The organism is Chroococcidiopsis sp. CCALA 051, assembly GCF_003015105.1.
GTDB lineage: Bacteria > Cyanobacteriota > Cyanobacteriia > Cyanobacteriales > Chroococcidiopsidaceae > Chroococcidiopsis > Chroococcidiopsis thermalis.
On sequence record NZ_PYCI01000123.1, the window covers coordinates 1 to 19,662 of the forward strand.

The following is a 19,662-nucleotide window of genomic DNA, read 5'->3' on the forward strand; positions in this document are numbered from 1 at the left end:
CTTTAATGCCACTGCGAGAGGTCAACATGACAATGGGTAACTGTTGGAAAGCTGGATTGGATTTCACCCTAGCTAAGAAACCGTACCCATCGAGCCGAGGCATGTCAATATCGCAAACTACGGCAGCAATTTGAGAACCACTCATCAACTTTTCTAAAGCATCCAGTCCGTCTTTGCCTTGTTCGACTCGATATCCTGCTTTTTCTAGCGTCAAAGATAAGAGGCGGCGGACGTTAATCGAGTCATCGACGACTAAAATTGTCGGGCGTTGGTTTTGTAGTTCTGCCGCTGCACGATGGCGATCCTCTGGCTCTAAGCTGGCAGGGTGTTGGCTAGTGGCAATCCAGTAAAGTAACTCTGGGGTGTTGACTAAGGGAACAACTTTACCATCGCCTAAAATCGTACAGCCGTTGAAACCAGGAGGCATGGGAATGTTACCTTCGACCGGACGGATGGCAACTTCCTGTTCGCCCCAACAACGGTCTACTTGCAAACCAACCCAATCGCTACCATTAGCAATTAATAATACTGTTGGTGCGCTCATCAGGGGCTGAGTTCTTTCTTCGTTAGCGTTTTGCAGGCGACGAAATTTCAGCCAATCGCCCAGATAAATCAGCGGGACTGAGTATTCTTTCCAGTGCAGTTGTGGTTTGTCTTCGATTGTAGATATTTGTTCTACATCGAGCAGGAGCATTTCTTCGATCGCCGTGGTAGGAAAAGCCAGTAATATCCCCCGACTTTCCACCAATAGCACCCGTGCCACCGATAAAGTCAGGGGAACGCCGATCGTAAATGTCGTACCCACTCCTGCCTTGGTTTCTACTTTAATGTCACCGCGCACTTGGCGCAGGTTCGTGCGGACGACATCCATCCCGACACCGCGACCAGACAAGGAAGTGACTTCATCGGCAGTACTAAAACCAGGCTCGAAGATCAGGGTTAAAACTTCTTCATCGCTAGCATTGGCGATCGCCTCCCGATCGAGTCCTAGATGTTGCGCCCGCTGTCTGACTTTATCGAGCGCAATCCCCCGTCCGTCGTCTTTGAAGGTAATCAGGGCTTGATTGCCCCGATATGTTGCTTCAATTGAAATCGTACCTTGTTCCGGCTTGCCGCTAGCTTTGCGAGTTTCAGGGTCTTCTATACCATGATCGAAGGCATTACGCAACAAATGCATCAGCGGGTTGCTTAGGGCTTCTAAAATACTGCGATCGATCGGGGTATCGCCACCTTGAATTTTCAGTTCGACATTTTTACCGTGCTGTAAAGCCAATTCCCGCAAGGCTCTAGGAAACCGCCCGACCAGATCGGCAAACGGACGCATTCGCAGTTGGTTGATGCAAAATTGCAGTTGTTTTGCCGTGCGGTTGAGGTCGCCAACAATTTGCTCTGTTTCCTGCAAGCACAGATCGATGTCTCCGCTCACTTCTTGCAATTGCACCAGGTTTGCCATTACTTCTGTCGAAGCCTCGTCTGCTGCCTCATCTAGATTATTACCACTATCTATTGAGGGCGTTGGCTGAGGCGATCGCGCAGTTGTGTCCTGCTGCAATTGGCTGCTGTCAGGAGAAAAGGCAACTTCCGATAAAGATGATGTCGTGGGTAAAGCCGATGGAAATGGAGACGGTGGCAGTGTTGCAGTCCGACGACGGTGATGGGATTGTTGCAGCGATCGCACTTTCCGTTCCAGAATTTTGACGGAGTTCCGCAACCTCTCTATTTGTAAGTCGAGTCCGCTGCGTTCTATGGTCAACTCCCCAAACAGATCGTTGAGTTGCTCTAGCTGTTTGAGTGGAACTCTAACGGTATTTTCCTGCGTCTCCTTCAGTTCGGCTGGCGGCGCGAGATCGAGCGGAGATGATAATCTGGCAGGACTAGCATCTGTAACGGGTGCAGGATCGGCAGTACTTGGACTTGAGACAACTTCCTCTACAACACCATCTAAATTGAGCGTCGAGGGTAAACCCTGTAATTGTCCCGCCATAATTGCGGCTTGCGATCGCCGCCACACTCGCAAAGCTGCTTGGGCAATCTCTTCCTCCCGTGTGGGTTGAGTTGCTAATAGCTGTTTTACGGAGCTACACAAACTGTTAAACTCTGGTAGCTCTAGCACTTCCCCTAAATCGCTTAAATCTTGAGCGATCGTCACAACTTCTGCGCCCAAGTTAGACTTATCCTCTTGCGCCAAAATCGTCTCTAGCTGCTGCAAATAAGCATCAACTTCCGATTCAAACAGCATTTGGATCGTTTCTAATCCCTGCTGCGGTGACAGAGGTGTAACTGTTTCCTGTTCTTCCCTTGGTTCTCCCAGTATTTGTTGCAACTGCTCGAATAGCGGTTGAACTTGACTTGTCTGCCATTGCTCGTCCACAACGTTTGTCTGGCGATTTGTCGTGACGACGTGGCGCAAACAATCCACAGCACTCAACAGTAACCTTTCCACTTCTGGCTGAATCTGCTTCTGAGTTCTGATGACTTTAAAAAAGTTTTCCAGGCGATGAGCTAAATGACTCAGAGTTGAAAATTCCATCATTGCCGCTCCACCCTTAATCGAGTGTGCCGATCGCAGCATGGCATCGACTTCTTGCCGCGTCAGTTCTACACGACTGCTAACTCCAATTAGCTTTGACTCGATCGCATCCAAATGGTCTTGGGCTTCTTCTAAAAACTGGAGCTGAATTTCACGTTCTTTATCCTGAGACATTTTGGTGAGGAGTGGTTAGTTGATGGTTGATGGTTGATGGTTGATGGTTGTTGGTAAGAGGCAAGAGGTAAATTTTGACTTCTCCCTTGTCTCCCTTGTCTCCCTTATCCTCCCCAGCTCTCTTCTCCCTTAACTGTCTCATCCTCGTCAACTATTTCAGCTTTCTTCCTGCCCAATTCCCGCATTTCGTCGCCAACTTTAAACTTGCCAACTGAAACTTGCAGTTGTTGGGCAACTTCTACGGTGCGTTGTAGGGAATTGGAGATTTGACGGGAGTATTCGGAAGATCCTGCCGATACACCAGCAATTTCTTGCATCAATTCCGTAACCATTTGTGCTGTCTCGACTTGGGAAATCGTGGCACGCGAAATCGATTGCACCAATTGATAAATTTGATGCGATTCTTCTAAAATTCGTCCCAAACTTTGTTTGGAATCTTCCACAAAATTCGCGCCTGCGATCGCCTGCTGGTTGCCGATTTCCATCGTCCGCACGACATGGCTCGTTTCCATTTGAATATTCTCGACAATTTGTTCGATTTCCTGCGTGGCTGCGGCTGATTTGGCGGCGAGTTGCCCGATTTCTTCTGCCACGACAGTAAATCCCCGTCCGGCTTCTCCGGCGCGTCCGGCTTCGATGCTAGCATTAATGGCTAAAACATTGGTTTGCAGGGCGATGTGATTGATTAAAGATACGACTTTAGAGATCTGTTGAGTCGATTCGCCTAACTGCTTGGCTTGCATCGCGGTTGTTGTCACTGTATCGCGCAAACTCAAAATACTCTGTACCGTGCGATCCATTGCTTTGCCACCAGTCTCTGCCGTGCTAAAAGCAATGCTAGCAACTTCGGCGGCGCGGTCGGCGCTAGCTGCTACAGCTTGAATCGAATGAGTCATGCGCTGTACTGAGTCTAGGGTGCGATCGATATCCTGGGCTTGTTTGAGTGCTTCATCGGCGAGTTGGCGGATTGCGCCTGCGTTTTCGTCTACCGAAATATTCACTTGTGTTGCCGCTTTTTTCACCTGCACGACTAATTGTCTGAGGCTTTCGATAATGGCGTTGAAAAATTCTGCTACCGTACCGATTTCTCCAGTGGTTGTGTTTGCCCTGACTGTCAAATCTCCCCTTGCCGTGCCTTCAATTTGGGCTAGCAATTGTACGAGTTTTTGCTGCAAAATTTCTTTTTGTTGTCTTTGGTCGAGGGAAATCGTTTCAGCTTTTTGGCGAGAAGCTTCTACCTGTTCTAAAAGATGAGCTTGATCGAGGGCAAAGCCAATTTGAGTTGCTAATTGGGTAAATAAATCGATATCCGCTTGCTGCCAGATCCGTGATTTAGAACATTGATGGGCAATGAGTAAACCTAACAATTCGCGATCGCGAATCAGCGGCGCAACCAACGTAGCCTTGACTTCAAATTTTTCTAACTGTTTGACATGACAAGCTGCCAGTCCGGCTTGATAAATATTATCGATCGCCCGTACCCTACCTTCGCGATACTGTTGGGCGTAACCTTCCCGAAAGCAGCTATCATCTATTGTTTGCCCGACTAACTGTTGCCAACCAGGGGCTACTGACTCGGCAATAATTTTTCCCTGCCAGTCAGGATCGAAGCAATAAACCACAACGCGCTCTGTTTTCAGGACGCGCCGTACTTCCCGCACAGCAGTAACTAAAATATCTTGAAAGTTAAGCGACTGCCGAATTTGCAAGGTTAGATCGGTGAGTAAATTGGCTCTTTCGACAGTGCTTTGCTGTTGTTCGAGTTGGGTTTGCAGTTGTTCCGCCATGCGGTTGATATTTGCCGCTAACACCCCGACTTCATCTTCGCCTGTCACCGGAACGCGAGTGTCGAGTTTGCCTTGTCCTAGTTTGCGCACGGCGCGAGAAACGGTGACGATCGGGCGCAGGGCGCGGTTGACTAGAATTGTCGCGATCGCCGCTGCTAGTAATGTGGTCAATCCCGTTGCTCCCATAAAAGTGAGCAGCAATCCGCCGCGAATGTCGGCAAACAGTTCGTCACTAGGCTGAGCGATCGCCACTCCCCAGTTCAGTTTGGCTAATTCTTTAATTGCTGGTAACGGCGCATAAGATAGCAAATATTCTTGTTGTTGCTGGCGATTGATATCGTATGTACTACCCAGGGTTGACGATTTTTGCAGTTGCGTAACTGCCTGGGGAAAAATTGCTTTGACATCTTTACCCAAGTATTCGGGATACGATGCTGGGGCGATGAAGATCGTACCGCGCTCGTTGAAAGCCAGGAACTCCTCAATCTGCAAGCCAGGAATATTTTTGGTCAGCTGCCGATCTTGCTGTTGCACGCTGCGATCGAAATACGCTACAGGAGTGCGGGTACGGACTACGCCAATTGTTTGTCCCGTATCGGGATCTTTGACTGGTGCAGCGGTAAAAATCGAGTACTGTCCCGTAGCGATAGATTTACGCGGCGGCGTAATGACTGGGCGATCGCCCTTCAGGGCTGCCTGAAAGTAGTCGATTTTGTTGTAGTTTTGAATGACATCTCCAGACGATTGCATCACGACATCGCCGTCCAGATCTAGCAGGATGATACTGTCGTAGCCTTGACCGTTCTTAATGTATTGGTCTAAAAATGCTTGTCTTTCTGCTTCTGGTAGCGATCGCCGAATATAAGGGCGATTGAATAGCGTCATACTTGCCAGGGTTTGTACGTCCTGGTAGCGTCCGATTAAAAATCGATCTAAGCGATCGGCGAAAGATGCAACTCGCACTTGCTGTTGCTGTCTGATATTCTGAGTAATATTACTACTGGTGAGGTGATAGGCGGTTGCTCCTAAAAGAACGATCGGCATCGTGCTAACCGCGATCGCCCCAAGCGTAGCTTTGGCTCTCAAGCCGATCCGCTGCCACCACCACGAACGCGACTTGGAGGGAGGACGCTTGACTGAGTTAACGCCGTGAGGCACTGTAGTTTGTCCGGCAGCGATCGTCAGCGGGTTGGTATGACTTTTGCTTAAACCAGACTCCGGCTCTTGAGTGCGATCTGCTTGACGATTCATACCAGTTTTGCGATCTTCTCCTGCCGTGTCTTGCCTCGGTTCTTTCTTAGAGCGTATATTCATAAACTCAGCGTCTCCAGTAAGAGCAATTCCGCCAAACACCAATCATTTCAACATCAAAGCTATTTCCTGTACAGAGCGGGGGCAAGTAAAATTGCTTCTGCATTGACTACGAGTATTAACTCTTGTTCCTGGACGATACAGCCATGAAGGAAAGGAATTAATGCTGATGTTACCAGCTCTTTTGAGGATTGAACCAAGTCTGGAGTAAAGTATTTTACGCCGTTGACTTCTGGTACGAGTAACCCCAAAGTCATCTGCTGGGCTTGAATTAAAATGACGTTATATTGCGAGATATTATGGTCGAGCGGCTGCAAGCTGAGGATCTGAGCCAAATCGACTACCCACAATACCCGATTGCGGTGGTTCAGCAAACCGACTACACACTCAGGCATATTGGGCATAGGGGTGATTCTCCGTGCCGGTATCATTAATACCTCTTGCACGTACTCCATTGCCAAAATAGCAGGAATTTGTTCTGCCAGATAAAATTTTAAATATCTTTCACCTGGACGGGTTTCTATTTCTGCTGAATTCATTCGCGATCGCAATTAATTTGGCTGAGCTTGCCTAACCGAAGATCTATCGATTTTGGCATTTAGCATAACACCATCAGTCTTGTTGGGAACAAAATTTATAATTCATTAAGAGTGGCTAGTGGCTAGTGGCTAGTGGCTAGTAGTAAATAGGGTGTGGGGTGTGAGGTGTAGTGGATTGTTAACTGGTCACTGGTCACTGGTCACTGGTCACTGATAACTACTCCCTTAAATTCAATCACTACTCTTAGTGGGACGAAAAGCGTCTAAAAAATTGAGTAAATTATACATCTGACGAGATTGAATCCAAAGCTTTCCTTTCCCTCGGAAGCGACAAACCAATCCTTCCCCGCCTAAAATTCCCGTTCTCAGATTCTTAAATGATAGACCACCAATCATCTCTACGTGGTAACTGAGTGAATCTTCAAAAGCAACCACGTAACCCGTATCCACTACATAATCGCCTTCTACAGGAATTTCAATAATCGCACCGTAAGAGCTAAACCAAAGATCGCCCTTACCAGTAACTCGTAACAAAAATAAAGACTCACCGCTAAAAAAACCTCTAAATCCTTGAAATGAAGGGTCGATTTCCATTGTATGGCTAGCTGCAACAAATCCCGAAGATTGCAGCATTAAACCGTTACCATCTAGATAATAATGCTGAATATCTCCTGGCACTCCAGGGGAAAGCAGTAGCTGTCCGGCTCGTCCTTCAGCGGTAAATTCGCTCATAAATAAAGACTCACCTCCTACCATTCTGCCTATTCCTTTCATCAATCCCCCTTTCATTTTGGATTTCATTTTTATCCAAGAGTCCATCGCCGCCATTGCCCCAGATTCGACTAGTACAGTTTCATTTGCCCTCAAATCGAGTTGCAAAGAAGCATAAGCAGGAGAATGTTCGATTTTATAAGTGATATTCATAATTGGTAATTGATAATTGGTAAATTTGTAGAGACGTTACATGTAATGTCTCTACACTGATAACTGATTCCCTCATTTTGCAGGTAATTGCGAGCCAACTATTTGACCGAAAGCATTAGCATTGTGAGTTTGGCAAAATAATCTGCCTTTACCTTGAAAGCGACAGGCTAATCCTTCTCCACCTAAAAATGCTCCAATTAAACTAGAGCCAACTTTTGTAATGCTAAAATTTAAACTTTTTTCAAAAGCAACAATATGCCCAGTGTCAACGATATACTCGCCATCAACAAGAATTTCGTAAATTGCTCCGAAAGATGTCAAAATAATCTGACCAGAACCACCTATATCTAACCAAAAAATTGATTCTCCTGAAAAGAACGATCTAAAGCCTTGAAACCCGACGTTAATATCAACATTTGCTTCGCTAGCTAAATAAGAACTTGCTTGAACAATTAGCCCAAATGATGACATTTGATAAATCAAAATATCGCCCATTAATTTAGGGGCTAAAAAGACTTCACCGTCATGTGTGGGAGAACGAAATATACTCAAAAATAAAGACTCTCCCGCCATCATTCGTTTAAGTCCGCCCAGAATGCCACCACTTTTTCCTTGTCTGAGGGTAGTACTAGCATTGATATAACTACTCATAGCAATCATACTGCCTGCTTCCGCCACTAACTCCTCGCCAGCACTCATCCTAATATGAGCGATCGCGCTATCGGGTTGATGTAAAATATCTATGTTCATAGAAGTCAAAAGTTAAAAGTTAAAAGTCAAAATCAGCTACTCACAAATGACAATGACAACTGACTACTTAACTTGCGATCGCAAATATCTAACTAATCCATCAATACTGCGAGATTGTAAATAAATATCGCCCGTACCAGCAAGACGATTGACTAATCCTTCGCCAGAGGTGACGGAACCAACTAAGCCACCAGCTAAGCCAATGCTCATTTTAATTTTTGGTTCGTAGGCAACTAAATGTCCGCTATCGACAATAAATTCTCCTTGAATCTGCTTTTTTGTAATCCCGCCATAGCAGCCAAAAAATGCCCTACCACTACCACTAAGTTTCAGTTTAAATAATCCTTCGCCTGCCAACCAACTTTTAATTCCTGCCCATTGTAAGCCCATTTTCACCCCTGCACTATGGGCGACAAATGCCCCTGGTTGCAAGCAAATATCTCCCTGACTCAAATCAAGTCTGCCAATATCGCCAATTGTGGATTGAGTTAAAACTAATCTAAGGGATTGTTGAGTCCGATTGGTAAAAGTATTAACGAATAACGATTCGCCACCCAAAAACTTTTTCAGTAAGGCAGGAATTAAACCACCAGAAAATTTAGTTTGGATTGATAACTGGGCATCCATACTCGTCATTGCCCCAGCTTCAGCAGTAATACTCTCCCCAGGATCGAGCGTGACGAAAATAGCAGCAAAGGCTGGTTTGTAGCGAATATCGTATTTCAAAGCCCTAATTCCTACTCTCGATAATGCACTTAATATGGAGCAGAAAATGAGCGATCGTCTAGATTTCTTGAAGAATTAATAAGATTTTGCTAAATTATTTACGATCTGTGATTCAAATCGGGAGTTGGGAGTCGGAGAAGAGAGCTGAGGGAGCAATCGGGAACTGGGGGTGAACAACCAATTACCCATTACCCATTACCAACTACCAACTACCCATTACCAATTATCCAGAAATCGACAACACCCAATCTCGCAACAATGAATTCACCTGTTCGGGAACTTCATCATGGGGACAATGACCTGCTTTCAAGAAGTATTCTCGCAATTGTGGATAATATTGACGAAACTTTGGACTTCGCCCTCTAGCATTCATCCACGGGTCGCCCTCACCCCACAATAACAGTAACGGGCAAGTCAATTGTTGTAGCAATATATCAACTTTTTCCCCTTGAGGAGTGCTGAAAACCGAGGCAAACACATCTACTGCACCAGGATCGCACGCCGGACGATAAATATCTTCTACTAATTGGTCTGTAATGGCACTTTTATCAAGATAGACTTTTTCTAAAGTTTGCCGAATTACCCACGGTTGGCGAATGTACTGAAATAACAGAAACCGCGCCCAAGGCTGCTGAAAAGTCCACTTGGTTACATCTCCGAAGAATTTTTGCCATAAGTCCGGCTGGCGTGGTGGTTGAACTTCAGCTTGCACTGATTCTGATTCAACACTAGGCTGTTCTTCGCTAAAAGGACCGGCACTATTCAATAATACTAACCCTGCTGCGGCATCTGGACGCTGGGCAGCAACGCACAAACTCGCATATCCACCTAATGAATTACCCGCCAGTACCGCAGGCTGTTCGATAACTTCGGTGATAAAATCATGCAGTTGGTCGCGCCACAAGTCACCGCTATATTGCAGTTTAGCTTTAGCGGAGCGTCCGAAACCAATCAGATCGATCGCGTAGACTTGAAAATCCTTTTGCAGTTCGGCAATATTTTTGCGCCAGTGGTCGGTAGAAGCACCAAATCCATGTACTAATAGTAAAGGTGGGCGCTGAGGATGGGGCGTTCCCGCCTTGACATAGTAAATCGAATGCCCGCGCCACTGCCAATACTTACCAGGAACCGAGGTTGTAGCAGCTGTTGTTGTTTGCACGATTTAGTAATGTTAAGTAACATTACTAATTTTAATTTAGAGGGAATTGGTAATTGGTAGTTGGTTGTTGGTGATTTCCCTACTCACGACTCACTTTCTTGATGATTACAGGTAAAACAAAACTACTTGGCGTAATTGGACATCCGGTGGAACATTCCCTTTCACCCGCGATGCACAATGCCGCGATCGCCCATTTAGGATTAGATTATGTCTATCTCCCCTTACCCGTAAAACCAGAAGATTTAGCTGCTGCCCTCCAAGGTTTTGCAGCGATTGGTTTAGTCGGTTTTAACGCCACCATTCCTCACAAACAGGCAATTTTGCCCTTTCTATCAGAAGTCTCTCCCGTAGCGCAAGCAGTAGGCGCAGTTAATACTGTCTGGCGCACAGATGAAGGGTGGGCAGGAACTAATACTGACGTGGAAGGATTTCTCGCACCGCTTTTGGAAAAGTCAAAAGTTAAAAGTCAAAAGTCAAAAGTTGAAACTAACTCACCCACTACCAACTACCAACTACCAACTACCAATTACCAATTACCAATAGCAGTCCTTCTCGGTAATGGTGGTGCAGCTAGGGCTGTAGTAGCGGGTTGTTCTCAGCTGGGTTGTGCAGAAATTTGTGTCGTAGGGCGTAATGAGGTAAAGTTACAGGAGTTTTACACGAGTTGGAGTAATTCTCAAGTTCAAGCTAACTTGCAAGTCTATACTTGGGATAAGCTACCGGATTTAATTGCCCGTGCCGATTTACTGGTAAATACAACGCCCATCGGTATGTATCCTCATGTCAATCGATCGCCTTTGAGTCTAAGTGAGATGGCAGTATTAAAACAAGGTGCGATCGCCTACGATTTAATTTATACTCCTCGTCCAACGTTATTTCTACAACAGGCACAGCAACAAGGTGCAAGGACTATTGATGGCTTGGAAATGCTAGTGCAACAAGGCGCGGCTGCTTTAAAAATCTGGTTACAACAACCCGTTCCTGTAGAGATTATGCGCCAAGCACTGCAACAACAACTATAGAGATTCTGCAACTACTCACTACTCACTTTTAAAGAGCTTCAAAAGTAGCCCGTTTTTCACCTTTAGCATACAAGTGCATCAGTAAGTTCTGATGTCGTTCGTCTTCATCAAATTCAATGTCTATTTTCATGTCTGGATCGATTGGTTTAAATTGAGTCGGACTACAAGAATAAATTGGAAAGCTAAAGTTAGGTACGCTTATTGTTAAGTGTTTTTGCTTAAAAGTTAGTACCCAAATAGCTCCCGTTTTCCGATTAATTAGATTAGTTGGTTCAGGTTCAATTTTTATATTGTCAATCAAATTTTCTACATTAATAAACTTAACTGTCAGGCAGACTGGTTTGTGAAAAACTTCACTTACCAGCTTTTTTTGTTCTAAATTAAGTTTCTGCCAACTACTACCCCAAGATGCTAATAGATCGTTTTCATTGTCTATCTGTCCTTGCAAGCTACTTAAATGAGACATCAGAAATTGTTTAATATCTGTCATGATTCTGCTTGCATACATCACTGAAGTAAAAAGTAAAGCAATATTGCTTTGACTAGCAACTAGCTCAGGGGAGAAAAACAATTTAATTTATCTGTATTTATTACAACAATGACTACTGAGTTAAAAATATAACTTCAATTTTTAGTACTATTCAAGCATGGCAATCTATTATGAAATAACGGGGATTAACTAGCGATAGATTTTATAGTATGGCGGGCATTGCCCACCATACTCACTAACTTTAAAAAAGAGAATTGTTAGAAATTTGACACTCAATCCATGCTGAATATAAATCTTCTTCTATGGCTCCCCGCCTACCAATAATTTCAGCATCATGCACTAGTACTTTAAGTGTTGTTACGTAAACGCCGTTGAGTATTTGGTGTCCGTAACCAATTACCCTACCTGTATGTCCCGTATTCTGATGAACAACATACTCTCCTACGTCGAACATAATTTTCCTCGCTCGATCGAAGTACATAGGTACTTTATCATAGCCGCGATCGCCACAAGTTGTTGACCAGTTAATTTCAGTCTTATAGACGATCTCACTAATACTTATGAGAGATTTTGATGTAATTTGCTGTGTTTATTTGAATACAAAAGAAAGCAATTATTTTTAAAAAATGATTTATACACGTTCTTCCTCGTGTAGAGACGTTACATGTAACGTCTCTACACGAACAATCGATTTCACGATCCATCTAAGATTGCTATAGTATATTTCATCACGCTTTAACTTAAAATTTCCCTCTCTCTGGTTAGAGGAAGAAGCGCCAAAAAGTAGTTAATTTAGTTATAAGCCGTTAGGAAGAAGCAAGTAACAATACTGAACAGTACAGATTGTTTTGTATTGCTAACACAGAGTTTTAGTTTTTTGAATTGCTATTGACTTAGCAGTTCAAAATTCTTATTGATACAGAAAAGCTAAAAATATTTATTAGAAATTGGGATTTACGATGTTTTCTTGAATCAAAAATCCCAAATTTAAAATTAGATCGCTCAAGTGGGTCTAGAAGCGTAGATTAGTACGTCCTGAGTTTTTACCAATCAATCGAATATTTAATGCTCACAGTTCTACCTCTAGCAGCAGAATAAGCCGAATCGTTAGCTTGAATTTGGGACACAATCGGGAAATATTGATTGTCGAACAAGTTTTCCACTCCAATTTGTAAAGTTCCAGCATCTCCCAGTTGAATGCTGCTGATGTAGTCTACAGTCAAGTAACTTTCTACTTCCCTTCTCCCAAAAGCAACGCTGTCACCAAACACATCGCGATCGCCAGAAAATAATGCTTGAAGACGATTGCGCCAACCTGGGGAAGTTTCATTCTCGACATAAGCTACAACTTTCAAAGGCGGAATCCGAAAGCCATCCAAAGCTGTATATTCTCCATCATCAGCCAGATCGATTTCACCCCCTTGTAAAGTAACAGAACCACCAAGTGAAGTGCGATCGCTTGGTTGCACGTCTACAGCAGCTTCTACACCATAAATCCGTTCTGGGGCGCGCAGTACGGTTCCTGGTGCGGTAAAGGTCGTACCTAATTCTGACTCATTGTAGAAAGCAGATAAAGACCCTTGGATTGTCTCCCACTGCCCGCGCACACCAATTTCATAGCTATCAACCTGCTGCGGTTCTGGATTGAGTGACTCGACATCGAATCCTGGTTGAGCATTTCTTAAAACTAAGCCGATATCTGCTAGCGAGAAACCTTGGGCGAAATTCGCAAATACGTTTATCTCTTCTGTCAAGAACAATACTGTACCAATGTTGAACAGCGTCGCGTCAAAATTGAGATCGCCCCCAGGAATCACCGTATCGGGATTGGCTAAAGTCGTGAAGTCATCCACGCTGACATCGGCATTTTCGTAGCGCACACCGCCGTTGACGATAAAGCTATCGCTCACATCCCAGGTTAACTGGGCAAATAAACCCAAACTATTGAGTTCTAGCGGTGGTGTCCAAGTCCGTTCGCCTGTAGGGAGAAAATCTAGACCTCCACTGGCTGCAAAAGCAGCGCGATCGAAGGTTGTCACTGGTTGCACGGTATCTTCGTTAAAGTAGTCTACACCCCACAACAATCTCGCTGCCCCTTTGTTAAATAAAGGCGTTTCAATTTGTAAGCGTCCGCCAAACCTTTCCGATTCCACCCGCGACTGATAAATCTGGTTGCCCAAGTTACTAAAATTTCTACCGTCAAATGGAAAGAACTCAGTTAGGTAATCTCGGTAGTACAGTTGAGCCTGTACGTTGCTACCCAACAGGTTTTCGTGGCTGTACTGCAAATTCAGCAGCGTGTTTCTCGTACCTGGAAGCTCGTCTAAGTTCAATCCTTCTAGAGTGCGAGCTTTTTGTCTGCCTGGTAACAAGTTGACACTGGGATCGGTAGTAAAGTCCGTATCTTGGCTGTCGTCGAAGTGGTTGAACGTCAACTGGAGACGCTGTTGTTCGTCTAAATTTACGCCCAACTTACCAAAAAAGTTGAGTGTTTCCGCATCAGAAAAACCACCTTGAGCATTCGGATCGGGAGGAATGCGATCGCCCTCGGCATCAAAAAAACCACCTGTAGTCGTCAGCGAACCACTTATGGCAAAATCGAGATTATCCTCAGTGCCAGAAATCGCATGTTGCAGGTTATAACCTAAACTATCGCCTGATAAATTTCCCAAAGCTCCACTTATGCCAATTTGAGTCTGAGAAGCTAACCTCTCCTCGCTTGGCGTGCGCGTGATGATATTGATGACACCACCCGTTCCACCATCACCATAAATCGCCGAAGGACCCCTTACCACTTCAATTCGTTCGATCGCCGAAGGATCGATCGTGCGCAAATCGCGCTGAGCATTTCGCGAAGTTGATTGCGGAATGCCATCAATTAAAACTTGTATGTTGCGCCCCCGTAGAGTTTGCCCAAAGTTACTGCTGCTTTGAGTTGGAACTGCTAAGCCAGGAACCAACTTACCGAGAATTTCCCCTACATTTTGGGACAGTCTTGTTTGTTGTTCAATTTGTTCGCGGTTAATTATCGTCACCGATCGCGGTACGTCCTGCGGTTCTTCTGCCGTCCGCGTTGCCGTCACGGTAATTTCCTGTGCTGGCTCGCCTTCTGTAATCGTCTCTGTTTCTGTTGGAGTTTGCGCTGTTGGTGCGGCGGTTGCAGGCGTAACGGTAACAACCAAGCCATTTTGACTTGGTACAACTTCTGCTATGGGTGCTGCTGTCTCTCCCACGAGTTGAACTCTGACACGATTAGCATCAATCTGAGTTACTGTAACGAGACTGATTCCCTGGGCTGGGTTTTCTGCCCGATAATCTCCCTCTGGTAACGCCAGCCTTGTTTGAGGAAGATCGGCAATCCAGCTATTGTCGTCAACCGTAGGTGTAGCCACTGGCAATTGCTGCCCGCCTGCCGTTTCTAGGATAAGTTCTAGCCCTTGAGGAGTCGAATTCAGTCGTACACCCGTTACCTCGATTGCCTTCTCTGCACCGCTACGCTGCTCTTGGGGCGCGTTTTGAGTATAAGTGGATACTGATGCAAGTTGCGCTTGAGCGATCGCGGGGACGAACGTGGCGATCGCGCCCACTAAGCTTAGTACAGATAGTAATTGCAAATTTGACACAATAACTCCTCGCTCACAAACCATCATGTGACTTGCTGATTTACTCCTTTGGAGAGATGCAAGATTCGATTTTGCGTGAATTTGAAGTAAATACTCGCTTTTTAGCCAGTAAATTTACTGAAATTAATTTTCAATAATACTACTCGGCTAATAAAAATCGGCAAGAAATTTTCTCAATAAATACAGATAATCTCACAGAAAGCATAAAATTCCCCCCTTTTTAAGGGGGGTTTGGGGGGATCGAGATCTTGGACTTCCGGCGCGTAACTCTCATAGCAATTCTCGATTGCGTGCGTGACATTTGTAGGGGCGCACAGCTGTGCGCCCCTACAGATCGTGTGTTTTGCCCAATCGAAAACCGCTATCAATCGCGTTTTAAACGAGCCAACAAATTCTGCCAATTAGCAGCAAAAGCACCGTAGTTCGGATCGGCTTTGACTTCAAAAGTCAAGTTACCATCCTGGGGTTGCTCCACGACTCGAACGCAGAGTTCGGCAATTGAATCGCGGCTGACTTTACCTTTAATATTATCCCCTTGGTCGAAAACCAAAGGCTGTATTTCAGGTTCTTCTGTCAGGGCGCACGGTCTGATAATTGTATAAGGAACGCCACTTTCTCTCACAGCTTCCTCACCACGCCATTTCCAAGTTAAAATGCCTCCCAATTGGTCATTTAAACGCACGGCTGGCGGTTCTTCCTCTAAGTTAATTCCTGGGCGATTGGGACGAGTGACACCAGCGGAACTGACTAGAATAAATTGGGGTCTTGCACTACCATACGCGCCAATTGACTCGACTTGCAACGCGAAACCACCAGGAGAAAACTGCGGATTGAGTTCGCCGTTGTATTCAAATTTGCTCAACATTAATTGCAACGAGCGAATTTTGGTAGTATCGATCGCCGGAGCATCTGATATTGTTTTTGCTCGAAATACTGCTGTTAACTGGTTAAATGGAATTCGTACCGTTATCCACTCATTGGCTACGGTATCAAAAGAATACGAATAAGCCATTCCATCCCAACTCGATTCCGTGCGCAGGAAAAACTTGTAGCGCTTACCATCTCCCCTGACTCGCAGCGTCACGCCTTCGTAGCCGGATAAATCTAGTGGCGAGGTGAAATTTTTTGTCCTGACAGAAGCAAAGCCACCGGAGTTGGCTGTAGAAACATTACCCGTAAACAAAGCCGTCCCTTCCACAAAACGAATCTCGCTTTGACTGACACCACCCATGACAACATCATCCACAGCACCCCAAATTTGCTGTAATTGGGGAGTTGGTTGACTAAAATCAAAGACGATCTTTTCCCCACTTGGGTTCTGTTGCCAATATTGAGCCGCCGCTTGGACTAAATTTTTTACCCCCAAATATTCCACCCGTTCTGGAGTATCACCGACGATTTCGGGTTGATAGAATTTAACGCCTTGATTGTATTTTTCTCTGTCTGGGGTATCGCCGCCCACTGGTTGCACCCGCACCGCCGTACAGCAAATGACAGCACGGACGTTTGCCATCATTGCTGGTGTTAGGGTTTCTGGTTGGGTAATATCGCCGACATAGGTTTCTACATTGTTGCCCAAAATCGAGCTTGCTTTATCTTTATCTCGGACGAGCGATCGCACTTGGTATCCTCTTTCTAACAGCCGTTGTACGACTCGCTTACCTACACCACCCGTTGCGCCAGCGACTAGGATAACTCCCACTTGCTTACCTCCAGATAAATAATTTTCGGGTTTGTCAGCCACACCTGGGAGTATCTGTTTTAACCAACTCCAGCCAGGAATCGCCTCGAAATAGGCTAAAGTGCGGATGAACCTACCTGCATCCCAGCCAGCACGATTTTTTTCTGTCATAGCTTGTTCCTAGTCAGATTGCGAGCAGCTATCTCTATTTTGGTAACAAACAGCGCCAAGATGATTAAGCCTTTGGTATAAATCTTGAATGAAGTAGGGCGATCGCGATATTTGTATGAGGATAAAGATTTAAGAGTTTAATTATGCCTATAGACATTCAAGAACAAAATTGGAATAACTTTTGCGCTCACCATTTACATGATTGGCATGGAATTTGGACGAGTTATTCTGCTCAAGGAGAGGTCAAAGATTCGTTTCAAAGTTTGAGAAGTTTTCGCGCCAACTTAGAAAAAACTCAAATCACACATACAAATCGATATATTTATGCCGATGGGAAAATCGAGGAAAAAACTTGGCAGTTACAAAAGCCATTTCTTAGATCGATTTTTTTTCCTCAAGGTGCTGGGGCTTTTCATGCTGAGAAGCTAGTAGCTGACTCTTTTTTTGCAGTAGAATTATTTTTCATTCACAAAAACTTACGCCATAGCGCGATCGCGGCTTATACAGATGGGACTAACTTAACTAAAATATTGAGTATTCGCGAAGACTCCACAGGCTTTCCCAGTCAACATTGGTCTACCAATCTCGATTTAGTATCGGAAAGAAGTCTGAGTGAAAATTGGACGGGGACTTCAGTTACGATGACACCCGATTTAAAAGTTTCTCCGGCAGTTCCAGCTAACTTAAATTGGCAGATAGAAGGGAACGAATCGTTCTTTTTTCCCGACGAGATTTCTTTAAGTTGTCCCAGACAAGTTGAGGTAGGAAAACCAATTGTAATCGCTGCTACTTGGTTGGTTAATTCAAGTTATCTGCAACAGATTACAATTCACTATGACGAGACAGGGGCCTTTCAAAACTTGAAATTTGCAGAATTTACCCATGTCTAGCCCTAAATCAAAACTTCTGGGTGAATAAAACTGTATCCTGCGGTTTTGAGTTTCCGATTCGATACCCTGGCATTGTATGGACGGGTTTCTGACAATTCAGGATTCCACGTTACTTCAGGAAGGTTATAGCGATCGCACAAATTTTGCAACAAATCACGGGATAACGGAGGCTCGTCGCCCACCAAATTATAAATTCCCTCTAATTGCTTTTCTGCGGCAAAGGCGATCGCGCTAACAATATCATTTAGGTGAATCCAATTCGTATAGGTTTCCCCGTTCCCTGGGCGAGTCGTACCAAAGGCACGACTAAAGATTTTTGTCAATTCCCGCCCCTCACCATAAATTCCACCCAGGCGTAAGATGCAGACTTTCAATTTGTCACTTGCAGCTGAGAGCAATACTTTTTCTGTTTCTGCCAGAACTTGTCCGTTATGGTTCGCTGGTGTTAAAGGTGACTCTTCATCCACCCATGCCCCATTTTTATCGCCGTAAACAGAATAACTCCCCGTGTAAACAATCTGTTTGACGCTAGCTTGCGGTAACACCTGAACTAAGTTTTTGGCTGTTTGTAGGTAAGTAGATTCGTAGCTATCAGCTGCAAAAAATTTAGGTGCAATGCTCAAAATGACAATATCTCGATCTTGGATGGCTGACAGGAGAGTAGCTTCATCGTCTCCTTTAGCGATGACAACTTGCTGAGCTAATTGTTCTAACTCGCTCATCCGTGCCTGAGTTGTCGTGGTTGCGGTAATCTGATATTTACCATCCTGCTGCCAGTGACGCGCGATCGCCTTACCGACATAACCACAGCCTATAATTGCTACTTTTATAGTTTGCATTCAATCTCTCTAGAAAGTCAAAAGTCAAAAGTCAAAAGTCAAAGTACCGAAACTAAGCGCGTTCAAATTCAAACTGACATGAATCAATTTCAACCTCCTGGCTTTGGAAAACAGGCGATCGCCACCTCTTTAGGATCGATGACTTACTACACCCAGGTAGCCGCACCTTGGCTATCCTCATCCAGTCATGAATTACCTCGCCTAGTCTTTCTACACTGCTTTGGTGGCGGTGCTTCAGCTTACGAATGGTCTAAAGTTTACCCTGCATTTGCCAGCGAATACCAGATTCTTGCAGCCGACTTAATTGGTTGGGGCGAATCAGCGCATCCGGTAAGAGAATATCAAATTGCCGACTATCTCACTACAATCGCTGAATTTATTCAAGCCTGCCATCCTCCCATCAAGGTAGTTGCCTCTTCTTTAACAGCAGCATTAGTAATTCGCCTTGCCGTTCAGCGTCCCGAATTATTTCAATCTCTCTTGCTCATCTGTCCCTCTGGGTTTGACGACTTCGGCGAAGGTGTGGGACGCAGACTACCGCTACAGTTAATTAGTACGCCCTTACTCGATCGCCTAATTTATGCCATAGGTGCAGAAAACGAAGTCTCTGTGCGTAACTTTCTCCAACAATTTCTCTTTGCCAAACCAGAACGAGTCACGCCAGAAATGGTAGCAGCCTATCTCACTTCTGCTCAAAAACCCAACGCCGAATACGCTGCCCTTGCTTTTCTCAAGGCTAACCTTTATTTTGACTTGGCTTTGTACGTACCGCAGCTAACCGTACCCACAGCGATCTTATGGGGAGAGCAAGCACAATTTACCAAAATAGGTTTAGGCAGACGCTTAGCAAAGCTGAATCCGCGCTCGATTATTGCCTTTGAGGCGATCGCCCATGCTGGTGTTTTACCACATTTAGAAACCCCGGAAATCGCGATCGGCTTGTTACAGAAGTATTTGTAGGAGTGATGCGTGGAGTGGGGGACAAGGGGGACAAAGGGGAACTCGCTCTTCCCCACGACCGAAGGGAGTGGGGATTAGGGGGCGAA

15 protein-coding genes are annotated in these 19,662 nt (G+C 45.0%); 3 read left to right on the plus strand and 12 right to left on the minus strand.

Features of this window, described 5'->3' with window-relative positions; translation table 11 throughout:
- From C7Y66_RS23650 to C7Y66_RS23680, 7 genes are all read right to left on the minus strand, one after another.
- Positions 1-2,704: hybrid sensor histidine kinase/response regulator (locus C7Y66_RS23650; protein ID WP_106547472.1), on the minus strand; the 2,704-nt coding region annotated here is incomplete at its 3' end.
- A 104-nt stretch (positions 2,705-2,808) separates the two neighbouring features.
- Positions 2,809-5,805, minus strand: coding sequence for a methyl-accepting chemotaxis protein (locus tag C7Y66_RS23655; protein ID WP_233222823.1), 2,997 nt, complete (start codon positions 5,803-5,805; stop codon positions 2,809-2,811).
- 59 nt (positions 5,806-5,864) lie between these two features.
- Positions 5,865-6,341, minus strand: a complete 477-nt coding sequence (locus tag C7Y66_RS23660; RefSeq protein ID WP_015154345.1) for a chemotaxis protein CheW — start codon at positions 6,339-6,341, stop codon at positions 5,865-5,867.
- Positions 6,342-6,572: 231 nt separating this feature from the next.
- A complete protein-coding gene (locus C7Y66_RS23665) occupies positions 6,573-7,265 on the minus strand; it encodes a TIGR00266 family protein (RefSeq protein WP_199197598.1) in 693 nt (230 codons plus the stop codon).
- A gap of 72 nt (positions 7,266-7,337) precedes the next feature.
- Complete coding sequence (locus C7Y66_RS23670) at positions 7,338-8,015, minus strand: TIGR00266 family protein (RefSeq protein WP_106547475.1); 678 nt, start codon at positions 8,013-8,015, stop codon at positions 7,338-7,340.
- A 63-nt stretch (positions 8,016-8,078) separates the two neighbouring features.
- Positions 8,079-8,741, minus strand: a complete 663-nt coding sequence (locus C7Y66_RS23675) for a TIGR00266 family protein (protein WP_015154348.1) — start codon at positions 8,739-8,741, stop codon at positions 8,079-8,081.
- 223 nt (positions 8,742-8,964) lie between these two features.
- Entirely contained in the window at positions 8,965-9,900 is a 936-nt protein-coding gene (locus C7Y66_RS23680; protein WP_106547476.1) for an alpha/beta fold hydrolase, read from the minus strand.
- Between the two features lie 101 nt (positions 9,901-10,001).
- Between C7Y66_RS23680 and C7Y66_RS23685 the strand changes: the two genes are divergently transcribed.
- The gene (locus C7Y66_RS23685) at positions 10,002-10,922 is read left to right on the plus strand and encodes a shikimate dehydrogenase (RefSeq protein WP_106547477.1); all 921 of its coding nucleotides are present in this window, start codon (positions 10,002-10,004) and stop codon (positions 10,920-10,922) included.
- Positions 10,923-10,950: 28 nt separating this feature from the next.
- On the opposite strand, the gene C7Y66_RS23690 is transcribed toward C7Y66_RS23685, so the two are convergent.
- From C7Y66_RS23690 to C7Y66_RS23705, 4 genes are all read right to left on the minus strand, one after another.
- The gene (locus tag C7Y66_RS23690) at positions 10,951-11,412 is read right to left on the minus strand and encodes a hypothetical protein (RefSeq protein WP_146149862.1); all 462 of its coding nucleotides are present in this window, start codon (positions 11,410-11,412) and stop codon (positions 10,951-10,953) included.
- 241 nt (positions 11,413-11,653) lie between these two features.
- Positions 11,654-11,866 carry a hypothetical protein gene (locus C7Y66_RS23695; protein ID WP_015154352.1) on the minus strand — a complete coding sequence of 71 codons (213 nt, stop codon included), beginning with the start codon at positions 11,864-11,866 and terminating at the stop codon, positions 11,654-11,656.
- Between the two features lie 589 nt (positions 11,867-12,455).
- Positions 12,456-15,035, minus strand: coding sequence for a TonB-dependent receptor domain-containing protein (locus tag C7Y66_RS23700; RefSeq protein WP_304529367.1), 2,580 nt, complete (start codon positions 15,033-15,035; stop codon positions 12,456-12,458).
- Positions 15,036-15,399: 364 nt separating this feature from the next.
- Entirely contained in the window at positions 15,400-16,887 is a 1,488-nt protein-coding gene (locus C7Y66_RS23705; RefSeq protein WP_106547480.1) for a CIA30 family protein, read from the minus strand.
- Between the two features lie 143 nt (positions 16,888-17,030).
- On the opposite strand from C7Y66_RS23705, the gene C7Y66_RS23710 reads away from it, so the two are divergent.
- On the plus strand, positions 17,031-17,777 hold the full coding sequence (locus tag C7Y66_RS23710) for a DUF3598 family protein (RefSeq protein WP_106547481.1): 747 nt from the start codon (positions 17,031-17,033) through the stop codon (positions 17,775-17,777).
- 2 nt (positions 17,778-17,779) lie between these two features.
- On the opposite strand, the gene C7Y66_RS23715 is transcribed toward C7Y66_RS23710, so the two are convergent.
- Positions 17,780-18,607 (minus strand): SDR family oxidoreductase, encoded by an 828-nt coding sequence (locus tag C7Y66_RS23715; protein ID WP_106547482.1) that lies wholly within the window; start codon positions 18,605-18,607, stop codon positions 17,780-17,782.
- Positions 18,608-18,694: 87 nt separating this feature from the next.
- Between C7Y66_RS23715 and C7Y66_RS23720 the strand changes: the two genes are divergently transcribed.
- Positions 18,695-19,576: an alpha/beta fold hydrolase gene (locus tag C7Y66_RS23720; RefSeq protein WP_106547483.1), complete on the plus strand. Its 882-nt coding sequence runs from the start codon at positions 18,695-18,697 to the stop codon at positions 19,574-19,576.
- Positions 19,577-19,662: the final 86 nt, after the last annotated feature.

What these genes read in the sequence shown, in the direction of transcription:
- C7Y66_RS23655 (WP_233222823.1), bottom strand. Translation starts at nt 5,805, where the DNA reads ATGAATATACGCTCTAAGAAAGAACCGAGGCAAGACACGGCAGGAGAA.
- C7Y66_RS23660 (WP_015154345.1), bottom strand. Translation starts at nt 6,341, where the DNA reads ATGAATTCAGCAGAAATAGAAACCCGTCCAGGTGAAAGATATTTAAAA.
- C7Y66_RS23665 (WP_199197598.1), bottom strand. Translation starts at nt 7,265, where the DNA reads ATGAATATCACTTATAAAATCGAACATTCTCCTGCTTATGCTTCTTTG.
- C7Y66_RS23670 (WP_106547475.1), bottom strand. Translation starts at nt 8,015, where the DNA reads ATGAACATAGATATTTTACATCAACCCGATAGCGCGATCGCTCATATT.
- C7Y66_RS23685 (WP_106547477.1), top strand. Translation starts at nt 10,002, where the DNA reads ATGATTACAGGTAAAACAAAACTACTTGGCGTAATTGGACATCCGGTG.
- C7Y66_RS23690 (WP_146149862.1), bottom strand. Translation starts at nt 11,412, where the DNA reads ATGACAGATATTAAACAATTTCTGATGTCTCATTTAAGTAGCTTGCAA.
- C7Y66_RS23695 (WP_015154352.1), bottom strand. Translation starts at nt 11,866, where the DNA reads ATGTTCGACGTAGGAGAGTATGTTGTTCATCAGAATACGGGACATACA.
- C7Y66_RS23705 (WP_106547480.1), bottom strand. Translation starts at nt 16,887, where the DNA reads ATGACAGAAAAAAATCGTGCTGGCTGGGATGCAGGTAGGTTCATCCGC.
- C7Y66_RS23710 (WP_106547481.1), top strand. Translation starts at nt 17,031, where the DNA reads ATGCCTATAGACATTCAAGAACAAAATTGGAATAACTTTTGCGCTCAC.
- C7Y66_RS23720 (WP_106547483.1), top strand. Translation starts at nt 18,695, where the DNA reads ATGAATCAATTTCAACCTCCTGGCTTTGGAAAACAGGCGATCGCCACC.